The organism is Evansella tamaricis (genome assembly GCF_019042215.1).
GTDB classification, from domain to species: Bacteria; Bacillota; Bacilli; order Bacillales; family Salisediminibacteriaceae; genus Evansella; species Evansella tamaricis.
This window is the reverse complement of record NZ_JAHQCS010000094.1, coordinates 1-22,571: the sequence shown is the minus strand read 5'-3', so window position 1 is coordinate 22,571 and position 22,571 is coordinate 1. Positions and strand designations below refer to the sequence as shown.

The 22,571-nt window shown below is 38.4% G+C and carries 20 protein-coding genes and 1 other annotated feature; of the genes, 9 read left to right on the top strand and 11 right to left on the bottom strand.

The genetic code is table 11. From position 1 onward, the window contains the following. Positions 1-360 precede the first annotated feature (360 nt). Complete coding sequence (locus KS419_RS10375; RefSeq protein ID WP_217066333.1) at positions 361-1,086, top strand: hypothetical protein; 726 nt, start codon at positions 361-363, stop codon at positions 1,084-1,086. 201 nt (positions 1,087-1,287) lie between these two features. After that, the gene (locus tag KS419_RS10370) at positions 1,288-1,467 is read left to right on the top strand and encodes a YfhD family protein (RefSeq protein WP_217066332.1); all 180 of its coding nucleotides are present in this window, start codon (positions 1,288-1,290) and stop codon (positions 1,465-1,467) included. 64 nt (positions 1,468-1,531) lie between these two features. Here the strand turns inward: KS419_RS10370 and KS419_RS10365 are convergent, their stop codons facing one another. From KS419_RS10365 to KS419_RS10345, 5 genes are all read right to left on the bottom strand, one after another. Then, complete coding sequence (locus KS419_RS10365; RefSeq protein WP_217066331.1) at positions 1,532-2,440, bottom strand: DUF6671 family protein; 909 nt, start codon at positions 2,438-2,440, stop codon at positions 1,532-1,534. 37 nt (positions 2,441-2,477) lie between these two features. Beyond that, entirely contained in the window at positions 2,478-2,972 is a 495-nt protein-coding gene (locus KS419_RS10360) for a metallophosphoesterase family protein (RefSeq protein WP_217066330.1), read from the bottom strand. Positions 2,973-3,061: 89 nt separating this feature from the next. Next, positions 3,062-4,435 carry an MDR family MFS transporter gene (locus tag KS419_RS10355; RefSeq protein WP_380086471.1) on the bottom strand — a complete coding sequence of 458 codons (1,374 nt, stop codon included), beginning with the start codon at positions 4,433-4,435 and terminating at the stop codon, positions 3,062-3,064. Positions 4,436-4,698: 263 nt separating this feature from the next. Further along, the gene (gene trhO / locus KS419_RS10350) at positions 4,699-5,679 is read right to left on the bottom strand and encodes an oxygen-dependent tRNA uridine(34) hydroxylase TrhO (RefSeq protein WP_217066329.1); all 981 of its coding nucleotides are present in this window, start codon (positions 5,677-5,679) and stop codon (positions 4,699-4,701) included. Positions 5,680-5,806: 127 nt separating this feature from the next. Next, positions 5,807-6,982 (bottom strand): DUF2812 domain-containing protein, encoded by a 1,176-nt coding sequence (locus KS419_RS10345; RefSeq protein ID WP_217066328.1) that lies wholly within the window; start codon positions 6,980-6,982, stop codon positions 5,807-5,809. Positions 6,983-7,114: 132 nt separating this feature from the next. Here KS419_RS10345 and KS419_RS10340 point away from each other — a divergent pair, with 132 nt between their 5' ends. Together KS419_RS10340 and KS419_RS10335 are read left to right on the top strand one after the other, a co-directional pair. Then, a complete protein-coding gene (locus KS419_RS10340; protein ID WP_217066327.1) occupies positions 7,115-8,569 on the top strand; it encodes a class II fumarate hydratase in 1,455 nt (484 codons plus the stop codon). A 738-nt stretch (positions 8,570-9,307) separates the two neighbouring features. After that, on the top strand, positions 9,308-9,943 hold the full coding sequence (locus KS419_RS10335; protein ID WP_217066326.1) for a M50 family metallopeptidase: 636 nt from the start codon (positions 9,308-9,310) through the stop codon (positions 9,941-9,943). 217 nt (positions 9,944-10,160) lie between these two features. On the opposite strand, the gene KS419_RS10330 is transcribed toward KS419_RS10335, so the two are convergent. The 3 genes from KS419_RS10330 to KS419_RS10320 all read right to left on the bottom strand — a co-directional run bounded on the left by KS419_RS10330 (position 10,161) and on the right by KS419_RS10320 (position 12,275). Further along, on the bottom strand, positions 10,161-10,529 hold the full coding sequence (locus tag KS419_RS10330) for a hypothetical protein (protein ID WP_217066325.1): 369 nt from the start codon (positions 10,527-10,529) through the stop codon (positions 10,161-10,163). A 216-nt stretch (positions 10,530-10,745) separates the two neighbouring features. Beyond that, a complete protein-coding gene (locus tag KS419_RS10325) occupies positions 10,746-11,006 on the bottom strand; it encodes a DUF3006 domain-containing protein (protein WP_217066324.1) in 261 nt (86 codons plus the stop codon). A gap of 18 nt (positions 11,007-11,024) precedes the next feature. Continuing rightward, entirely contained in the window at positions 11,025-12,275 is a 1,251-nt protein-coding gene (locus KS419_RS10320) for an MBL fold metallo-hydrolase (protein WP_246593776.1), read from the bottom strand. Positions 12,276-12,471: 196 nt separating this feature from the next. Between KS419_RS10320 and KS419_RS10315 the strand changes: the two genes are divergently transcribed. Continuing rightward, a complete protein-coding gene (locus KS419_RS10315) occupies positions 12,472-13,557 on the top strand; it encodes a polysaccharide deacetylase family protein (protein WP_217066323.1) in 1,086 nt (361 codons plus the stop codon). A gap of 84 nt (positions 13,558-13,641) precedes the next feature. Here KS419_RS10315 and KS419_RS10310 read toward each other — a convergent pair whose 3' ends face one another. Beyond that, on the bottom strand, positions 13,642-14,169 hold the full coding sequence (locus tag KS419_RS10310; protein WP_217066322.1) for a hypothetical protein: 528 nt from the start codon (positions 14,167-14,169) through the stop codon (positions 13,642-13,644). A 280-nt stretch (positions 14,170-14,449) separates the two neighbouring features. On the opposite strand from KS419_RS10310, the gene KS419_RS10305 reads away from it, so the two are divergent. Beyond that, on the top strand, positions 14,450-14,632 hold the full coding sequence (locus KS419_RS10305; protein WP_217066321.1) for a hypothetical protein: 183 nt from the start codon (positions 14,450-14,452) through the stop codon (positions 14,630-14,632). Between the two features lie 194 nt (positions 14,633-14,826). Here the strand turns inward: KS419_RS10305 and KS419_RS10300 are convergent, their stop codons facing one another. After that, positions 14,827-15,990 carry an iron-containing alcohol dehydrogenase gene (locus tag KS419_RS10300; protein WP_217066320.1) on the bottom strand — a complete coding sequence of 388 codons (1,164 nt, stop codon included), beginning with the start codon at positions 15,988-15,990 and terminating at the stop codon, positions 14,827-14,829. A 393-nt stretch (positions 15,991-16,383) separates the two neighbouring features. Between KS419_RS10300 and ade the strand changes: the two genes are divergently transcribed. Next, complete coding sequence (gene ade / locus KS419_RS10295) at positions 16,384-18,150, top strand: adenine deaminase (protein ID WP_217066319.1); 1,767 nt, start codon at positions 16,384-16,386, stop codon at positions 18,148-18,150. 37 nt (positions 18,151-18,187) lie between these two features. Here ade and KS419_RS10290 read toward each other — a convergent pair whose 3' ends face one another. Then, complete coding sequence (locus tag KS419_RS10290; RefSeq protein WP_217066318.1) at positions 18,188-19,273, bottom strand: branched-chain amino acid aminotransferase; 1,086 nt, start codon at positions 19,271-19,273, stop codon at positions 18,188-18,190. Positions 19,274-19,482: 209 nt separating this feature from the next. After that, positions 19,483-19,691: a binding site (T-box leader), on the top strand. Positions 19,692-19,842: 151 nt separating this feature from the next. Here KS419_RS10290 and proB point away from each other — a divergent pair. Together proB and KS419_RS10280 are read left to right on the top strand one after the other, a co-directional pair. Then, entirely contained in the window at positions 19,843-20,958 is a 1,116-nt protein-coding gene (gene proB / locus KS419_RS10285) for a glutamate 5-kinase (protein ID WP_217066376.1), read from the top strand. Positions 20,959-20,990: 32 nt separating this feature from the next. After that, a complete protein-coding gene (locus tag KS419_RS10280) occupies positions 20,991-22,235 on the top strand; it encodes a glutamate-5-semialdehyde dehydrogenase (protein ID WP_217066375.1) in 1,245 nt (414 codons plus the stop codon). Positions 22,236-22,571: the final 336 nt, after the last annotated feature.

Here is a 22,571-nt window from a genome sequence, read left to right as displayed (position 1 = left end):
AAATTTTAATCACAATCTGATTTTTCTTTCTATACTTTTTGTGATTATATATACATTTTCGATAATTTTAGGATTCATTCCTTCTTTTCAGAATGTTTGAATAAATGTATAAAAGGTATCATACTCGATATTCCGGAAAAATAAAAGAGTTGATGAGAGAAAAAGTAGAACTTTCATCATTTATATAACAAAATGTCTGTTTTTGAAAGGAGTACATCGGACATATATATATATTCTTTTCGAATTTAATTAACATAATAAAATTATTGTAAATTATATTTACTATATCGTTTATTATAGATATCTTCCATCATAAACGGACACGATAACAGTGAAATCATCATGTTAGGAGTATAAATTATGTCACTGGATGCATTTATTATGGGATTTGCGTTTATCATTATACATTTGACTGCAAATGAAGTGTTACCATCCAACCGAATACAGCGATTGCGATGGTTTTCGTTCTCAGGAGGTCTAGCAGTATCTTATGTATTTGTTTATGTCCTCCCTTCCCTTCATAAGGAGCAGGTCTTGGTAAAAAAATATACAGATTATTTAACCATGGAATCAGAATTATATTTTATTGGTTTATTAGGAGTATTAATGTTTTACGGCATTCAAAAAATGGTACGAAAAGCCGACAGGGAAGGAGATGGGAAAAAACACACAACTCTTTTTTATATGCAGATCGTTTTTTTTGCAATATATAATATGCTCGTTGCCTATATCACCGTTTCTTCTAATGTAATGGGAGTGCAAGCGGTATTTTATGGATTAGCCATTGGTCTTCATTTTATTGCGATTGCTCATGATATGTGGAGAGAGTATGGAGAAGTTTATAATAAAATTGGTAGATATATCCTTGTGATAGGAATAATTGCTGGGTGGATCATGGGAATGAGGGTTGCTTTGTCACCGTTAACTCAATCTATAATCTTTGCGTTTATCTCAGGGGCAATGATTTTAAATGTTCTAAAATATGAACTCCCTCCAGATGGGGAAGCACACTTTCCAACGTTCGCTATAGGCGTAATATCTTATACCACTATCACCATGTCGTTAAAATTCTTTTTTCAATGGTAATTCTGTGCAGTATACTCATCATTACTCGCGTTTAGACGAGCGTACTAAAGCGAAAATCAACAACAAAATATAAAATAAAACAGAGCCAATGTTAAAAATGGCGTGTTGCTTTTCATGACATAATTCCTCTTTTTACCTTTCGTTAACTTACATATAGCCACTTTTTTTACAGAAAATAACGGGGAAGGAGATGATGAAACGATGGGACGGGCACATAAGCAAAAAGCTCGAGATAAAAACAAACAAAAACTTCCGCAAACTCCACAGAAAGATATTGCTGCTGATGATCAAGATCTCGAATTAGCCAAAGAAGTGGATGATCTCTACGAGTTAAAGGCAAGACCGGGGTATAGTCCAACGGAAGTCAGAAGGAAAAAGTAATCCATTCTCTAAACCCGCCTCAACGTATTTGTATGGATACAGGGGCGGGTTTAATCAATAAGGCTTACGGATTACAAATATAACACTTAGCTGGATCAGCAAGTTCTTTCCCATAAGGAAACATCACTTTCTCTTGATAACGACACTTTTTGCATTCATAGATATGCGCATATATATCGGCGGTTGGGAAGTCACAGCATTCACACCTTAGACCTTTTTTATGCTCCACAACCTCATATCCTGGGGATGAACATTTGGGACATATGGATTTTATTTTGGATACTAAGTCCATTGTAGCAAGCTCTATATTCTTCATCCTGGTTGGGTTATACATCGCTCGCATATCAGTTTCCAGAAAGACAGTTGGCATGGTTTTCTTCTTCCACTCAAACAGGGGACTGTTTTTTTTCTTCTGCATATCCAACATAGAGTTTACAACATACTCCAATTGTTTAGGATCTATTATTCCCTTTACCATCCCGTTTGGATCTGTTTCCGTTTCATTCACTCTTACAATCACTCCGTGTTCAGGAAAACCAACCGATTCAGCAAACTCTTTTGCCTCTGACAAACTGGCAACAGTCTTTTGCGCAAAATTCGTATCCCCATTCGCAACATAACCGGCGATTTCCAAATCCTGCTCTTGATCAAAGAAGAGGACCAGTTCCCTATTAAATGCAGAAAATGGAAAGACTGGATGTGGTCCAAATGAACCTTCACTTGCAATTCCAATAGTTAATTCACTTTTAGCGAACGCTGATTTTATTTTTTGCCTAGCTGCTTCGATCTGATCCCCTTTCCGTTCCACTTCTCTAGTAAATGTCCCAAAAATATCGGAATTAAAATCTTCTGGAAGGATAAGTTTCAAGCCTAACTCTCGGTTTAAGATTGGGGCGATCACCTGCTCCTTCCTGTGCATGGTGGCTATGACAGCTGAATAACCTTCATAGAGTTTCTTAATTTCTTTCTCCAACTTTTTTTCCGCTCCCTTTACACCATCGATTATTTTATTATTCTTTCTGTTTATAAAAAATATGTTCTGCACGAATTTCTTCGGTCACTGTAAGAACACCAAAGGAGTAAAAAGGTAACTTTCGTTTATCCGTTGCTGAACCTGGATTAAACAGTAATGTTTTGCCTGCATATCTCAAATAAGGAATATGAGAATGACCGAAGACAATACAGTCCAATGGGGTTTCGAAGGCTTCCTCTGCTCGTTTTTCCGTCGTTTTCTTCATCCCGTGTCCGTGGACTATACCTATTTGAAACCCATTTACACAGATTGTTGTTTTATCTGGGAATAGTTCTTTTATCTGGGATCCATCCACATTACCTGCTACACCAGAAACTGGGGCATACTGCTCGAGATTTTTATAAACATCAATTGTTTGCCAATCGCCTGCATGTATAATCTGATCTGCCGTTGTTAATTCATGAACTAACCTGTTCGGAAGTTGGATTGCTTTATTAGGCATATGTGTATCAGACACAACAACAATTTTCATTTTAACCACCACACTTCGCATTCTAATGGGAAATTAAATTTCGGAACCATTACAGACTTCCCTGTTTTCCATGATCCACAGCATATATACTATTCGTTCGTTTCTTTAGAGGGGGATGCTGTTTCTTCCATATCCTCTTCTGGAGAGGTTTTTGTAATATAGAAAGAAAAAAAGATTGTAATAAAAGACAGGAATGTAATGACAAAGAATGCGATATTCGCCCCAAAGATATCCGGATCAGAAATTGTTGGGGAATCGGATACGGTGATTGCCGTTGATGTCATCACTGTAACAAGCAAGGCTGTACCGACCGATGCTGCGACCTGACGCATTGTATTATTCATGGCAGCACCATGGGGAATTAACCGTTTTGGTAGTTGATTAAGCCCTGCTGTTGTAGCAGGCATCATAACCATTGAAAATCCAAACATCCTTATGGCAAACATAATTGTAATAAAGGTGATTGATGTATTTGAACCTAAAAGTGAAAAAGGAACCGTTGACAATGTCATGATGATTAAACCGCAAATAGATAGCCATTTGGCCCCAATTTTATCAAATATTCGTCCAGTAATTGGTGACATAAATCCCGAAACAAGCGCACCAGGTAACAAAGCTAATCCTGCCTCCATCGCTGTGAAATCCCTCATATTTTGCATGTAGAGAGGTATAAGAGTTTCCATTCCAATAAGTCCTAAAAAACCAACCATTCCTATGATAGTACTAATAGTAAACACTTTGTATTTAAATACACGAAACTCTAACATTGGTTTTTCCATATGTAGTTGACGGAAAATAAATAAGAAAAGTGATATTATACCAATTCCCAATGTAGTAATTGTCATCAAACTTCCCCATCCATAGTTTCCTGCAGCAGTAAACCCGTATAATAATCCACCGAAACCAAAGGAAGATAACATAATGGATGGTATATCCACTTTTGGGTTTTTCAGTTCTGTTACATTTACTAACTTAAAATGTGAAATAATGATCGTTAAAATAGCTATTGGCAATATAAATACAAATAGTGCACGCCAAGAATAATTGACAATAATCCATCCGGAGAGAGCAGGACCAATGGCTGGTGCAAAAGAAATAACCAATCCTACCAGTCCCATAGCAGCCCCGCGTTTTTCAATTGGATAAATCATTAAAAAAACAGTTTGCATCAGAGGAATCAAAACTCCTGCTCCTGCAGATTGAATCATTCGTGATAATAACAAGATTTCAAAATTAGGGGCCATATATCCAACAACTGTCCCAAGAGTAAAAATGCCCATTGCTGCCATAAAGAGTTGTCTTGTCGTAAACTTTTCAATAAAAAAAGCACTAACAGGTATCATAATTCCGTTCACTAACATAAAGACGGTGGTTAGCCATTGGGCTGTATTAGGTGTAATATTCATTTCATGCATTATTGGCGGGATCGCTGTGATCATTAATGTCTGGTTAAGGATTGCCACAAACGTTCCTCCAAGGAGCAACGCTGATATTAATGGTTTATTTAAGGTTTGGTTTTGGGACTCCACGTACTATTCCCCATTTCAATTTATTTCGAGTGTAGAAGTTTTCTGACGCAATTACCATTTTACTTTTTTTCAATTCATTTGTCATGTGTATTAATTAAGTTCTTTAATAGCAAGTTAAAAACTTATTAATGCAGTAAAACAGAATCTAGCGACAGAAAATGATTTTCATATAAGAAAAGATAAAAGACAAATGCCTTTTATCCTTGTGAGATTTGGTGATTCCCTTTTTGAGTATTAATCTCGTCAAGTCTCTCCTTCACTTCCTCTTCTGTTAATCCGTGTTCTTCAATATAGCGGTTTCTAGGATGGACACGGCATTCGTGGGAACATGCCCGCATATAAATGTGTTCATTTTCTTCAGAAGTAAGAATTTTTTTATTACATTCTGGGTTAGCACAGTTAACGTACCGCTCACATGGTTCCCCAGTAAAATAATCTTTTCCAACTACTACATGCTCTTCTTGGTTGATTGGTACACTGATCCGTTCATCAAACACATAGCACTGTCCATTCCAAAGCTTTCCTTTCACTTCCGGGTCTTTTCCGTAGGTGACGATCCCTCCATGCAACTGGCCCACATCTTCAAACCCTTCCTCCATAAGCCAGCCTGAAAACTTCTCACAACGGACCCCACCAGTGCAGTAGGTTAAAATCTTTTTATCCTTAAACTGATCTTTGTTTTCCCGAATCCATTCCGGTAATTCTTTAAATGTGTTTATATTCGGTCGGACTGCACCTTGAAAATGACCAAGGTCATATTCATAATCATTCCTAGCATCAATCACAATGGTATCTGGATCCTGCAGCTGTTCATAGAATTCTTTTGGATTGAGGTATTTTCCAGTTTTCTCCAATGGATTAATATCATCTTTCAACCTTAGTGTCACTAATTCCTTTCGATACCTAACATGCATCTTTTTAAAGGCGTGCTGATTCGCATCGTCCTCTTTAAATACCATATCATGAAAGCGGGAATCTTTACGCAACGCTTCTTTATACTTTTCCGTTTGCTCCACTTTCCCAGAAACTGTGCCATTAATGCCTTCATTTGCAATTAAAATACGCCCCTTTAACCCTAGATCATTACATAAATCCAAATGATCTTTGGCAAACTCTTCCCCATTTTTTATCGGAACATATTTATAATATAGAAGGACTCTGTAATCGTTGTTGGTCATTTTTATTACCCCTTTATGTTAAGAAAACACGTTATTATTAATACAATGAACAAAATTGAAAGGACTATACGAAGTATTTTTAGTAATTAGATTTTTCAGTGACACTTCTTTTTTTGTTGGACTATGTCTATTCCAGCCTACTAACCCCTAATAGAATCCATTCAACAGGTTCATCTCCATAGTAGATGACATGATATACACTTGTACCCTGGCGAATAATGATGACTGTCCTAAATTCGGTCTCACTTATCCACAATTTATCAAAATTTTTGTGTTCACTTTCTTCATATTGATCCATCGCCCATGAATAGGTTTCCATAAGATCATCTAAAAATTTCTTGGCCAGCCATTCCCAACGAACCTCATATCCAAAGGATAAAATTGTAGGACTATATGTACCGCTATTATCGTTCCAATTCAAATCTGGAACGACAACATTTTCCATAAGTTCATATTGTTTTGGAACAAGAAGGCTCCTTTCTTTTCTGAAATAATTTAAAGGATCTCCATTCCCGGTATGTTCATAATCATAATCCGTTTGCTCAAGGATGTCTGACATACTAATAATAGGGAGTTTCCCTTCAGGAATTTCAGGATAATTGTCCATGGTAATGGTAATAGCCAGGTTCACCAATACATACAATAACCACGCTCCTGCAAGAAAAATAATAATCCCTGCAAACACTTTATTTTGAAGCATCTTCCCCTGATATACTTTCCGTTGGAGCAACTGTCCCTTTTCTATTTTTTTCCTAAGTTTGGATATGTGAAACATCGCCCTTAACATGACAGATGAAATCCCAATATATATAATAAGGTAAATGAGTACTTCCAAATAGCCATCGTCTAGGTAATTAGAAATTGGATATATTTGTAATTTCCACGCGAGTATTCCTATCATGAGTATTGTTAGTATTACTGTCATAATACTTCGCCACATCATATTTTTTTTCAGGAGGTTGAGAGTATTCGACTGACTTTCTAAATGGTCCGTTTGTAGTGTTGATGATATCACTTCATCTTTCTTCCGAAATACTTGGAGAACACCCCTATCTGCAACATGTTCCCAGCCCAGTTTTTCGTAAAAATCCAGTTGGACACTTTCCGAATCCCCGTCTTTGGATAAAATAAGGCACCGAAACTCCGCCTGTTGTGGTTCACACTTTTCAAAAATCCCATACCATTTTTGGATATCTATTAACATCCAGCCTTGCTGTGCCATGTGGGCAAACCATTCCTGCTGTTCTTCTATATCCCATATATCAAGCCAGAGGTATTTCTTCAATTGTTTATTATCTTCCATCTATTTCTCCTCATCTCCTAAACGCAGTTCCCATCTTTAAACATAGTAACATGGATAGTAGAGGGAGAAAACTTTGAGAGTTCACATGTAGAATGTTGTGAAAACATTTAAAAGAAGTGGGATCGGGGTTGGATGATACCAAATAACATTGGAAACAATAAATTATGTTTTTTATTAATCTATGAGGAGCGAGATATTTTGTTTTCAGAAGACTACCGAAAGGAAAAAGACACGTTAGGAGAAGTGCAAGTGCCCTCCGATGCTCACTATGGGTCGCAAACACAGCGGGCAATCGATAACTTTCCAATCAGTGGTGTACGGTTACCAAGATCCTTTATTCGAGCTCAAGGAATTATTAAAGCAGCAGCAGCAAAAGCTAATATGGATACTGGATCACTTGACAAAAAAATTGGTGAAGCTATCATTCAAGCATCGGAAGAAGTAATCGATGGAAAATGGGATCATCAATTTTTAGTTGATATTTATCAGGCAGGTGCAGGCACATCACAAAATATGAATGCCAATGAGATCATTGGTAATCGCGCATCAATTCTATTAGATATTCCCTTTGATGAGAAAAAAAAACGAGTACATCCCCATGACCATGTTAATATGTCTCAATCTACAAATGATACTTTCCCATCGGCATTAAATATAGCAGCAGTTGAATATCTAGTACATCACCTCCTCCCATCGTTAAAAGATTTGCAAACTGCAATGGAGAATAAATCAGAGGAGTTTAAAGATGTCCTAAAAACTGGCCGGACACATTTACATGATGCAGTTCCAATGAGATTAGGTCAGGAATTTTCAGGATTTGCAGCTACAATAAAGGAGTCATATGAGAGTATCCATCATACTACTGACGCATTATATGAACTGGGTTTAGGCGGCAATGCGATAGGAACAAGTGTTAACTTAAATCCTGACTACATTCCAAACGTTATTTCAGATATTAAGCGACGGACAAGTCTCCCATTCAGAGAACCAGAAAATCTTTTCAGCTTTATGCAGAACAGAAACGCCCCGATCCGTACCATGATGGCTTTAAAGGAATTAGCAATCCACTTAATTAAAATAACAAGCGACCTTAGGTTACTCAGTTCTGGTCCTAGAACTGGGTTATATGAAATTACTCTTCCCGGTGTACAACCTGGTTCCACGATTATGCCAGGAAAAGTTAATCCAGCTATTTTAGAAATGACACATATGGTTTGCTGTCAGATTATAGGGTATGAAACAGCAATTACCACTGCTGGAATCGCTGGCCAATTGGAGATCAATGTGATGATGCCTTTGATTGCGTATACCTTATTGCAATCCATTGAAATTATGACCAATGCAATTACCACTCTTGAAAAAAAATGCATTAATGGAATTAAAGCGAATAAAGAAAACTGTCAGATCTGGATGAATGCCAGTCTTTCCGTTGTTACAGGCGTTAGTCCTATATTTGGATATGACCTCGCCTCTCAAATTGGGAAACAGGCGGATGAAGAAAATAAAACGATCCGTACTGTTTTGGAAGAACGTGGGCTCTTAACAGAGGAAACGAAAAAGGCAATTGATCCAAGGGGAATGGTTTAGTAAGAAAAGCGGTAGTGCCCCGTAGTGAATATGAAGCAACTGAAAAAGTTTAAAACCACTTTTTCAGTTCCTTTTATTTGTATGGCAATGGCTGAGCTCGTCGCTCGCCTGATAGGAGAAAACCACTCCTATCAAGCTTTTTAAAGATTGCGACGGCTACGCTCATTGCTTAGGGACTGTAAAAGTGGAAAAACACCACTTTTTCAGTTCCCATGCGAGTAGGCGCTGGAGCTAGACAATGAAAAGCGGAAGCGCCTAGCCGAAGAAACCAAAACTCATAAATTTTCATCTAAAAAAGGTGGCCGAATAGGCCACCTTCCTATGAGCTGATACTGGATACTCTGGGGTCAAATCGATGTTTATCTGCCGTAAACATCTCCTTTTTCGTACGATTCCTAATCCCTAGAAGCGTTTGGTGCCTGCTACTTGTTCAAGCTAACCACCCCTCAAGGTCTTTTTCACGACGAATCCCTTTTTCCGTATCACTCTCTGAAGAAGAACTTTCATTCCTCTTCAATAATATGATGTGCAATAGTGGACAGTTCCATTCAGATAAATGGTGATTCCAGTTATTTCATGTGATGGTTGAAAGATGTTGGGAGAATGTTTAATTTTAATTAGTTTTTTGTGATAAAACTTCTTTAGTGGTTTTCCCATGTTTTATTTTTTCTCGATCAGGTTTATCCTATAATAACTGGTAAATTAAGAAGTTCTTTCAGGTGCATTGGAGGTGGATCGATGTTAATTTATTTAATGCTGGCAGTAGTTGTGACATTTACACCATTATTGAGAACTGTTTTCGGAACTTTCAACACATTAGTTCATGAAACAGGTCACGCAATCGTAACACTTCTTACTAGTGGAAAGGTATATTCTGTTTCCCTCTTTTCTAATCTGGAAGGGGTAGCGATTACTGGATATAGATCCTGGTTCAGCGGACTAATTATTTTTTATTCGGGGTATACATTTTCTACATTAATGGCTATAGCATCATTTCATTTTATATACTTGGAAAACAGTATGATGTTGTTCTATCTGTTGGTGTCGTTTGCTTTAGTAAACCTCCTCCTTTGGGTCCGTAATCCATACGGCATCTTCTGGCTTTTGTTGTTCTTACTATTTGCGTTTGTTCTCGAGCTACAAGGGTTAAATCAAATACGAGAAATGTTTATCATGTTGATTGCAAGTATCTTATTGATACAATCCATCACAACGGCATTTACAGTGTTTATATTGAGTGTGATGAAATCTAAACAGGCAGGGGATGCCACCGAGCTCGCAAAGTTAACCTCGATTCCGGCATTTATTTGGGGCATGGTGTTCTTTGGCCAATCAGTTCTCGGTGCTTATTATGTTTTTGATAATTATTTTTAAGGTCGCCTATACCACCTTAATGCAACATCAACGTATAGGGGGTACTCAGGTAAGTTAGGCTTACATAATATTATTATGTAAACTAATTCTGTTTAACACGGATACCACTCCTCTCTCGCACTTGAAATGCAAGAATAAATTGGATTAGGCCAATATATCATGATAACCGTTTATACGTAATATGAACCTGTTTCATAAACTAGTGTAATGAACTTTTCTACCATAACTGCAGATGAAGGAGTTGAAAATATGTTCGGACCTTTAGGGCAATTGGCTTTAGGTTACTTTCTTGGCCAAAATCCATTACAACAATTTTTAGGGGGAGGACAATCCGGTCAAGGAGGGCAAAGTCCATTGCAACAGTTATTAGGGTTTGGTTCCAATCAACAAGGCCAACAAGCACCTCAATCGTGGCAACAACAGGCACCTCAACCCTGGCAGCATCAGCAATGGGGGCAAACGCCAAGACCACAACAGTACCAACCGCAACAGCAGTGGGGACAGCAATACCCAGCACAACAATGGCAGCAGCATAATGTTGGTTATCCTTATGGAGGGGCACAACAATATCAACAAAATCAACCATGGCCACAATCTCCGGGGCCAAGACCTAGACCTCAACAGCCACCAATGTCGTGGAGATAAGTCAAATATGAATTCAACCTGCAATGTTTTCCAGCGTCTCACAATTAAGTGAGGTGCTACATAAAAAAGATAATCTCATCTCTTTTTTTAATTTAGTGCAACCCATAAGAGATAGCCTTCTCTCCCATTCCACAGCAAAACCCCTAATCTAAAATGATTAAGGGCTTCTACGTTTCGAACGTTTGCGGAGGAGTTCCATTTTACCCCGTATCCGTTCTTTTGTTTCATTCGTTTCCATGTGATCAATTACTGCGGATTGAAACTCACCATTATCAGACATCGTTACTTTTATCCAAGTCCCTGCCATCGCTTCTTCTGGCAAATGAGATTTTTGGATGATCAATTCTTTTTCCTCATCTCCCACCAGTAGGACAGCCTTGTCTTCTACGATCCGGTCAATGACCGCTTTTTCTTCCATAACGATTCCCTCCTACTCTTACTTCACACAAGCCAATCCTTCTTCTATAATATCACTCAATCTTCCTGAACCGATTCCATTAATCCGTGTTAACCCATCAATGGATTGAAAAGGACGCAGATTAATTAGTTCTTCCGCGCGTGCATCGCCGATATGGGTAATTTGAATTATTTCCTCTTTAGGAGCAGTGTTTATATCGATACAGTATTCTGAAGACGCTGTTCCGTCCCCTTGTTTCTGTTCTCCAGTTCCATTATCAGATTCGTCAGGTGAAACGGTAATATCTCCATCCATCTGTGTATAAACCCTGTATGATTTGCCGTCAGTATGAACGATAATCGTACCATGAATATCAGTACCATATAAAGGGATTCCCATTTTGTTTATACGATTCACCACTTCATTGTGGGGATGACCATAACTGTTATTTAAACCTGCACTATAGATCGTTATTTCAGGTTTAACGGCATTTAGAAAACTTTCCGTGTTCGATGTACTAGAACCATGATGCCCCAATTGAAATATATGTGCCTCTAGATTATGTCCCCTATTGATCATCGCACGTTCTGTCTGGTGTTCCGCATCACCAGTAAATAGAAGTTTTATCTCTCCATAGACAACCCTTACAGAGATACTTCCTTCATGAAAGTCTCCTGTTAAGCGATCAGGATTTACCACTTCCACTATAAGAGATCCGAAGTTGTATCGTTCCCCTGCCCTAGGTTCATGATAATCAGCATCACTGTCGAGTATGGCGTCAAGCACCCGTTCAAACGTTCGACTAGTGTGTTCATCTCCTGACATCCACACTTCTTTCACATCCAGTTGTTCAAGGACTTTATCCATTTGCCCGATGTGATCCGCGTGGGGGTGTGTACCGATGACCAAATCTAAAGAAGTGACACCTTCGTTTTGCAAGTAGGGTACTACATCATTTCGGTCATGACGACCTGCATCAATTAAAATGGTGAAATCAGGACCTTTTAATAACGTCGCATCCCCTTGACCAATGTCAATAAAATGAACTTCCATTTCTCCCGAAACTGCTGTACTGTCGAGATCTGATGAATCATCCTGTCCCTTTTTTTGAGTATCATCAGATTCGTCTGATTTTTCCTCTTCTTGTACCTCTGATTCGGTATCGATTGAATCAGCTTCCCTAAAGGATGGATCATTACTCTCCATATCCCCACATGCTCCAAGAAGGACTATCATGGAAAAAATAAGTGTGAATAAAAACTGATACGATTTTAACCTGCTAACGATCATGTGTATTTAAAAACTCCTTTCTTTACCTCCAAACATATTTTTATCATACCATCCCTTTCCCCAGACTGGATAAAAAGTTTTCCGAAGTGAATAAACACCGTTTGTTTAAGATGTAACTAAGACTTATATAATCATAAATTAGTTGTCTTTGGAGAAACTAACCAAGTATAAATTTTTAGGAGGTTCAACATTTTTCATGAATAAAAAACCAGCCTTTACTACGATATGTTCTCTATTTTTCCTAGTAATGATTCTTTCCAACACTGCGACTGCCAATGAATCAATGTTAATGGAAGCACCTATTATTATTGATGGGCAGACGTTTCGAACACCGTATATCATGAGAGACGGTCATTTACTCGTTCCAGCTATTTTCGTGAAAAATACTGGTGCTTATGTTGACAAAAATGAAGCATTTCATTCAATCGTATTTAGCAGAGGGGAGACGAAATTTGCAATCCCAATTGGAAAAAATTACTCAGATGACTTTGACCGGTTAACCGGAAATTGGATTCGTAAACCATTGGCAACGTCATCCATTGAATTTCAAGGTGTCCCGTTTATTCCTTTAATCGATGTGGTGAAGAAGTTAGGAATGAATGTGCAGTATGATGCGAATCTTGGAAGGACGTTTATTACCACTAATTTCCACATAAAATCTAATGTCGTAAGAAAAGCAAATACAAAAGAAAAACTTGTGGCATTGACGTTTGATGATGGACCAGAGGATTATTATACTCCTCAAATAATAGATGTATTAAAACAAAAGAATGCACCTGCAACTTTCTTTGTCGTTGGCAGACAGGTTCAATTATTTCCAGAAGTAATGAAACAAATTGTTAAAGAAGGTCATGGCATTGGAAATCATACATGGAACCATCCAGATTTAAGGAAGGAGTGGTCTGGGAAGGTCAAGGAAGAAATCAGAATGACTCAAGATGAAATGGAAGGTGTCGTTGGAAGGAGACCACATTTGTTTCGTCCACCTTTTGGAGCTATTACAAAGTCTGATATGAGGCTCTTAAATGACCTGGGAATGAAAAATATGCATTGGTCTGTAGATACCCTCGATTGGAGCGGTCTTTCAGCAGATGAGATATTGGAGATTGTACATCGTGACGTTTCTCCAGGCGGTATCATTTTACAGCATAATTTCCAATCAAATGTCCGGATGTTAGACGGAACCGTAGAAGCACTTCCGCGGATCATCGATGAATTAAGAGCAAAGGGCTATACATTTGTTACACTACAAACGTTACTGGATATGGAACAGGAAGAATGACAATATAAATTAACCTAGGAAGTCGAATGATGTAAAGTATCAACGTGAAAGTCACTGCAATGATAGTGACAGGGACTTTTAGTCCTATGGAACAATATTAATAAGCTTTTCATTTCTTTTTCTCCGAATGTAAAAAAAGATTCCTATACCTATGGGGACGGCTAATATCCCGATTGTGGCACCTACTAAGAGATAGTTAATGGAAAAGTAGTCAAAGATCTCCTGATAATGATTGGTTATTACCACATTCTCACGGCGCTTCTCTAATATTATGTATGGTACGTCCTTATGGTAAACCAGTGGATTCTTGTGATTGTAGTAATAAATAGCATTTATCTCTTCTCTCTTCAGGAGTGATTGGAACTCTTCATCGTATCTATCCATTGGGAATTCCAGTGTTTCCAGTTCGTTGTATCTCCAACTGCTTGAGGTTCCGTGATTTATGTAGTGGATATAAGTCAACGGGGCATCAGGATCACTAATATAGGCACCACTGTATGGTAATTCTGTATCATAAATGACAAGTTCATAAGGACGGTCCAAGTTTTCAAACGCGATGGAAACTAAGAAATAAGGTAGGATTATTAGCGTTATAAAACTTTTTAGCAACATAAGAATACCTCTGATTTTTTTCGACTTAAGATAATAAAAGGGCTTAAGATGTATAATTTGATTATTAAGTTTTATAGTAGTGTAAAAGTGGTATCCTGTCTAGTCAAAGAAGTAAACGCCTTCTATCCTTTCATCAATCTCTTTTATGTACTTAAACTACTATATGGAATCAACTTATTTTTTTGATTTACGTCCTTCTCCAATTCCATTATAGTAGATGGGTATCCACAAATTGGGGATTAGAAAATGGTTAGTACCATATTGAATGGGGAGTTTGTTCATGCAACTGGAAATAATGATCGTATTTTTAGGAATAGGTTTGTTTTTGCTAGCCGGATTATTCGGCGGATTAGGAATCTACTTTTTTTTGAAAAAGAACAGACGTGTGTTGTCAGCGGTGTTTATGGGAATTGGCTTTTTACTAATTGTTGTTTACATCATCTCCCTGTTGATGGTTTTATAAAGGGTATTGTACTATTGTTCCAAGGCATGGAAGAAAACAATAGAAGAAAACCTTACTTCTATTATGGCAAGTAAGGTTTTTTTACGAAACTATAAGATGTTTCTTCATTCTAGCTACAACCTGAAGCTTGTGGGTGAAGATACAAGGTGCTATGGATCTTCTCATTGCTTATTTGGCATTAAAGTATTTTGGTGCTATCGTGCTATTTTATATATTTCCACAATATCATCTCTTGTAAGTTTTAAGAAATTTCCTTGAGGTCCGTCCTCTGTCGCTTTATCAGCCATTTCTTCAAAATGCTGATCATTAATATCCACCTCAGATAATCGAATAGGCATCCCAATGGAGCGGAGAAATTGTTCCATTTTTGTAATTCCTGCTAATGCGGTCTTCTCCAAGTAGTTCCAATCAATATCGACTCCCCATACGCGGTTCGCGAACTGTACAAAACGATTTACATCATGGCTGTAGACATATTTCATCCATGCAGGAAAAATAATTGCCAAACCTGCACCATGGGCAATATCGTATATTCCACTTAGTTCGTGTTCGATATTATGGCTAGCCCAGTCCCCGATTCGCCCTGTCCCTAATAAATCATTATGTGCAAGGGTACCAGCCCACATGATCTCTGCTCTTGCGTCATAATTCGTTGGTTCCTCTAACACCGTTTGGGCATTACTAATAATCGTTTGTAATGTTGCTTCACACATACGGTCCGTCAGCTCTACATTCTTAACGTTTGTAAAATAACGCTCTAAAATATGTGCCATCATGTCTGTGATACCGCACGCAGTCTGATATTCAGGCAATGTAAAAGTAAGAACTGGATTCAGAATCGAAAATTTTGGACGCAAGGAGTCGTGCCCCATTGCCCGTTTGTACCATCCTTCTTCGTTTGTAATCACCGTTCCTGCACTTGTTTCACTTCCAGCAGCAGGAATGGTTAGAACTACTCCGATTGGAATACTATCAGTAACCTGGCTTATACCTGTAAAGAAATCCCAGACATCACCGTCATATGTTGCACCAGCAGCAATTGCTTTGGCGGAATCTATGACACTACCTCCGCCTACTGCCAATATCAGATTGATATCATTCTCCTTACATATTGCAATTCCTTCTCGAACCAAACTTACTCGCGGGTTTGGTTGAACACCACCCAATTCGAATATTTCCAGGTTTTTATTTTTTAATGATTGAAGAACTATATCATATAATCCACTACGTTGGATACTTCCCCCACCGTAATGCAACAGAACTTTCTTGCCAAAAACAGCACTCTCTTGACCAACTAAGTTTTCTTTCTCTTTGCCGAAGATGATTTTTGTTCCATTTTGAAATACAAAATCCTGCATCGATTCAGCCCCCTTCTTTCCTATATTAATAGTTGAAAGAAAGATTCGCAAGGGAATCTAAACAGAGATTGTTACTAGTTTATGAAATGTTTATATACATTAATCCAAATATCATAAACTTTCAGCACTATAAAAACTTTGATACATTACCTCCCAATACGTTCATTTATTATTGACCTCAACCATACAATCCAATAAAATAATAAATTAACTATAGAAACGAACACTATCATAATAATAGTAAAGAAATGGATAAAAAGACAACAAACGTTCTACAAGAATCCGTATTTTATACATCATTAATCAACCTTATTTATATATCAACAGCCTAAAAAATTCTCCATCTCATTCCTGAAACCCACAAAAATGAAATCAAAGGAGGTAAAGAGCATAATGACAATTACAAAGGATCAACTGAAGAAACGGATCCGTGTAGCGGCCAAACAAGAACCTGCTGATATCGTCATTAAAAATGGTAGAATTGTTGATGTCTTTAACCTGGAAATCATTGAGGAAGACATTGCAATCTGCGATGGTGTTATCGTAGCTATTGGTACCAACTATGATGGACATCATGTCCTCAATGCCAAAAACCAAATTATTACTCCTTCCTTCATTGATGGGCATGTTCATATAGAATCATCGATGGTCACTCCATCCGAGTTTTCCAAAGTGGTTGTTCCCCATGGAGTGACTTCCATCATCACCGATCCCCATGAAATCGCAAATGTTTCAGGGGCAGAGGGCCTTCAATTTATGCTGGATGACGCAAAAAATACCATTCTTGACATTCACTTTATGCTCCCTTCTTCCGTACCGGCAACTAGTTTTGAAAACGCAGGAGCAGAATTGAATGCGGAAGATCTACAACCATTTTTTCACCACCCGAATGTTCTCGGACTTGCTGAGGTCATGGATTATCCTGCCGTCATGAACACGAGTGACAATATGATCGACAAACTTATCGCTGCCCACAACGCAACGGACTATATTGACGGTCATGCCGCCGGTCTGAACAGTACAGGTGTCAATATATACCGGTCAGCAGGGATTGGAACCGACCATGAATGTGTGACACCCGAAGAAGCGAAAGATCGCTTACGAAGGGGAATGTATGTGATGATCCGCGAAGGTTCAACAGCCAAAAACCTTGGAGACCTTATTCAAGTTGTTAACCCGTCAAATTCTAGACGTTGTTTATTCTGTACAGATGACAAACATCTCGATGACCTTATTAATAATGGGAGCATCGATCATAACGTCAGATTAGCTGTTCACCTCGGCCTAGACCCATTAATGGCCATACAAATGGCTACCTTAAACGCCGCTGAATGCTTCGGATTAAAGACAAAAGGTGCGATTGCCCCTGGGTACGACGCCGACTTTCTGGTCATTGAAGACTTCGAGAGTATTAACATCCATCAAGTGTATAAAGGGGGAATGCTGGTGGCAGAAGACGGTCGAGTTATTTTCGGGGAAAACAATAAGAATAGCACTCCTACCAGCCTCACCAACACTATACATGTCCCTGATATTAAGGTGGAGGACCTTCAGATTAATTTGGAGGATAAACAACAAGCACATGTTATCGGGATCATTCCTAATCAAATCGTCACCCGTAACCTAATACAGTCCGTGGATGCGGTTCAAGGTTGTTTTATTCCTAATATTGAAAAAGACCAGGCCAAGATTGCGGTTATAGAAAGGCATAAAAACTTAGGAAACATCGGGTTGGGGATTGTAAATGGACTTAGCTTGAAAGGTGCCATCGCCTCAACCGTTGCCCACGATTCTCACAATTTGGTCGTGGCAGGAACGAACGATGAGGACATGATTACAGCGATAAATGAAATTAAACGAATTAATGGTGGGCTTGCCGTTGTCCATAATGGTAATGTACTGGGATCGCTCCCTTTAGAAATCTCAGGACTGATTTCCACGAAAAATTTCCAAATAGTTAATGAAGAACTTCAGGAGCTTCACAAATCCTTACATCAAATCAGTTCTTCAAAAAGTGATTTTAATCAGTTTTTAACATTGGCTTTTCTCAGTTTACCTGTCATTCCAGAACTCAAACTAACAGATCTCGGTTTATTTGATGTAAAACAATTTAAACACATCGAAATTGCAGCCCAAATAGAAAAAACTCCCCTTTCATAAAGTAGAAAGGGAGTTTTCGTTTTTTTTCACTAATTTCTTACATTCCAGAACTTTTAACTTCAACAGTCCATCCAAATTCGTCATATATTTTGCCAGTCTGAATGCCTGTAATAGTTTCATATAGTTTTTTTGATAAATCACCAGTTTGTCTGTTATTGATTAAATACTTTGTATCTTGATACCGGAATTCCCCGACAGGAGAGATAACAGCTGCAGTTCCTGTTCCAAATACCTCTTCCACTCTCTCTTCCTGGTATGCTTTAACAAATTCATCAAACGAAATTTTCCTTTCTGTAACTGGAATTCCCCATTCTTGTAGTAATTCGATGATGGACATTCGCGTGATTCCCTCTAAAATACTCCCATTTAACTGTGGTGTAACCACTTCCCCATCAATCTTAAAGAAGATGTTCATGCTCCCTACTTCTTCTATATATTTTTTCTCAATGCCATCAAGCCATAGTACTTGAGCAGCACCACTTTCACTGGCCTTTTGTTGTGCCTTGTAGCCTGCACAATAATTCCCTGCAGTTTTTGCAGTTCCCGTTCCCCCGAGTACGGCACGTGTATATTGTTTTTCCACATTTATTCCCACTGGATTAATCCCCTCAGGGTAATAAGAACCCACTGGAGATAAGATGATGACAAATTTATAAGAACTAGCAGGTGCTACCCTTAAATTGGTTTCTGTTGGAAGAATAAAAGGTCGAATGTAAAGGGATGTTCCTTCCGTTGTGGGGATCCAATCCCGATCCACTTGGATAAGCGTTTTTAATCCGGATAAGAATGCCTCCTCTTCCACTTCAGGAATGTTCAAGCGGGAACAAGATCGATTAAGTCGCTCCACATTTTTTTCCGGACGAAAAAGTAGTGTTCTGCCATCTTGACTGTGATAGGCTTTCAACCCTTCAAACACGGTTTGCCCATAATGAAAAACCATGGTGGCAGGATCAAGTGTAATTGGTTGGTACGGTATCACACGGGGACTATGCCACCCGTTCTCTCTATCATAATCCATAACAAACATATGATCAGTAAAGTACTTTCCAAACCCCAAATGATTGGGATCAGGTCTCGCTTTCCCATTTGTTGTTCTTACCACGGTGATCTCTCTCTTTGACATAATGCATGTTCCTCCCCATTGTTCTAAAAATCATTTCACTTTATTAGATATTACTTTGTCTTTTTAACGTATTAAAAAACCCTGTTTTGACTATTCTAAAAACTATTCCATTAAATTACAAGATAAATCTGAAAATAATACAAAAAATTTTAAAAATCCATTGACTTTTAACTTGTTTCTGTCAGATAATAATGAAAATAATTCAATACGGTAAAGTGATGAAAGGGATAAGTAAATAGTTCGTTGTACAACAGAGACTGGAATCCGCCGGCTGAAAGGTTCCAATGCTGCAACCCTATTGAACCTGCCCTCGAGCAGTTGGTTTAAGCTAACCGTTCTTCCTACGTTATAAGGATTGAAGTGGGTAATATGACATTACCAACGAAGGTGGTACCGCGGAAATTAGTCCGTCCTTTTTTAGAGGACGTTTTTTTTATTTCTGGAGTAAAAAATCTCCGGAATATATACTAGTTACACCTTTGATTGATTTATGTTAATTAAGTATTTATTATATAAGTCTATTATAAGTATGGACTGTGGAATTTTTCTAAGGAGAAAAAGAGGGATGGATAATGAAGAATCGAATCGTTGTAAAAATTGGGAGCAGTTCATTAACAACAGACAAAGGAGAATTATCCCGCGACAAATTGGAGGAACATACGAGCGCTATTGCCGCATTAGTACAAAACGGACATGAAGTTATTTTGATTTCTTCCGGTGCTGTGGCAGCAGGTTTTACAAAACTGGGATACCCTTCCCGGCCAGTGAAAATTGCTGGTAAGCAAGCAGCGGCTGCAGTTGGTCAAGTGTTATTAATGCAAGGATATGGAGAAGAATTTTCTAAACATGATCTTCGTGTTGCACAACTTCTATTGACTAGGAACGATTTTGTAAATCAAGATCAATATCGAAATGCCTATCAGACACTCACGGAGCTTTTAAAAAGAAATATCATTCCAATTATCAACGAAAATGATTCCACTTCCATTGAAGAGCTAACTTTTGGAGACAATGATATGTTGTCTGCCCTAGTAAGTGGTTTGATACATGCTGATTATTTGATGATTTTAACAGATATAAACGGCTTGTATGATGAAGATCCCAGAAAAAATCCTTCAGCAAGAAAATATACGTTCCTCCCTTCCATTTCGAATGAATTATTAGAAAAACTAAAGTCTACAACAAAGTCAAAGCTAGGAACCGGCGGGGTGCGATCTAAAATAGAAGCTGCTAAAACGGCCAGTTCATTTGGAGTAAATACGATATTTATTGGAACAGGAAAAGGGGAACGGAAACTTCTGGATATTTATAACGGTCAAGGAGACGGGACGTATATCGGCAGATCCAATCAAAAGGTTGTGAACAACAAAAAACAGTGGATCGCATTACATTCTTCTGTTAAGGGGAGAATTGTAGTTGATCATGGGGCATCTAAAGCAGTAACCGAAAATGGGAAAAGTCTGTTACCAGTTGGTATTGTGGAGGTTATTGGTGAATTTGATGCTGGAGATGTAGTTGATGTAGTGAATGGAAAAGGGATAGTTATTGGTAAAGGTCAAGTGAATTACTCTTCCCATCAATTAGATGAAATAAAAGGAAAGGACAGTCAAGAAGTTGGACGTTTGGTGGAAAAATCGGTTGTAGAAGCGATCCACAGGGACCATTGGATTACATTTACTAGATGAATGTTGAATTTAAGGAGAGGGTTTGTATGGGTATGGATGAATTAGTGAAAAAGGTAGTCCGTTTAAAAGGGGTTACAGCAAATTTGGGGGCATGCTCTACCGAGGATAAAAACGATGCCCTCCTCTCAATTGCAAATGAACTTATTGAGGGAATAGACTACATTTTAGTGGAAAATCAAAAGGATATTGCTGCAGGAAAAGATAAAGGCTTTTCCAATACATTACTGGACCGGCTTACACTATCTGTTGAACGAATCCAGGACATGAGTCATGCTTTAAAACTCTTAACAGAATTGAAAGATCCTATCGGAGAAGTGATATCTGAAACGACGAGACCAAACGGGCTATTGTTAAAAAATGTCCGTGTTCCCCTTGGTGTCATTGGGATGATTTATGAAGCAAGGCCGAACGTAACAGTAGATGCAGCTAGCCTTTGTTTAAAAACGGGTAATGCTGTTCTACTTAGGGGAAGTTCTTCAGCATCGTTTTCAAATAATGCCTTAGTAAAGGTCATTCATAAAGCGCTTGAGAAATCGAAAGTACCGAAGGATGCGGTTCAGTTATTAGAAGACAGTAGCAGGGAAACAGCAGAAAAAATGTTCACATTAAATGACTATTTAGACGTACTGATTCCCCGCGGTGGTGCCTCCCTGATCCAGTCTGTAATTGCTAAAGCCACTGTCCCTGTGATAGAAACTGGTGTTGGGAACTGTCATGTTTACATTGATGAAACGGCTAACGTTGAAATGGCTATGGATATAGTAGTAAATGCAAAAACACAGCGTCCATCCGTTTGTAATGCCGCAGAAACCCTACTTGTTCATAAAAACTGGGCAACTAATCACTTAACCGAATTAGTCGATCGACTGGTAGATAAAAACGTTACCCTTAAAGGGGATTCCAAAGCCATTACTCTTGATAAGCGCATTAATCCAGCAACGGAAGAAGATTGGGAAACAGAATATTTAGGATTAGAATTAGCAGTGAAAACAGTTACGAATGTAGAAGAAGCCATTGAACATATCAGCACGTATGGAACAAAGCATTCAGAAGCGATACTTTCTGAAAACACCTCAAATGTTGAAAAATTCTTTACTTTTGTTGACGCTGCTGCTCTTTATCATAATGCGTCCACCCGGTTTACAGATGGGTTCGAATTTGGTTTTGGAGCTGAAATTGGAATTAGTACTCAAAAACTCCATGCACGTGGACCAATGGGTCTGGAAGCATTAACGTCTTCTAAATATTTAATCTATGGAAATGGTCAAATAAAATAAGCCTATCTGAAAAGGAAAGTTTGAGTCCAATGAGTGGGGAGCAATGTCTTTGCTCCCTATTTTTAAAAGGTAAGAAATTATTAGTTTTGGCACCTTCGGGCAAGTTGTCTAGCTCCACTGCCCTACGCTCGTGAGCTTAGGCGATTACGCTTTTCTTATTGTCTAGCTCCATCGCCTACTCGCATGGGAACTGAAAAAGTGGTGCTTTTCCACTTTTACAGTCCCACTAAGCAATGAGCGTAGCCGTCGCAATCTTTAAAAAGCATGATAGGAGTGGTTTTCTCCTATCGTGCGAGCGACGAGCGCAGCCATTGCCATACAAATAAAAGGAACTGA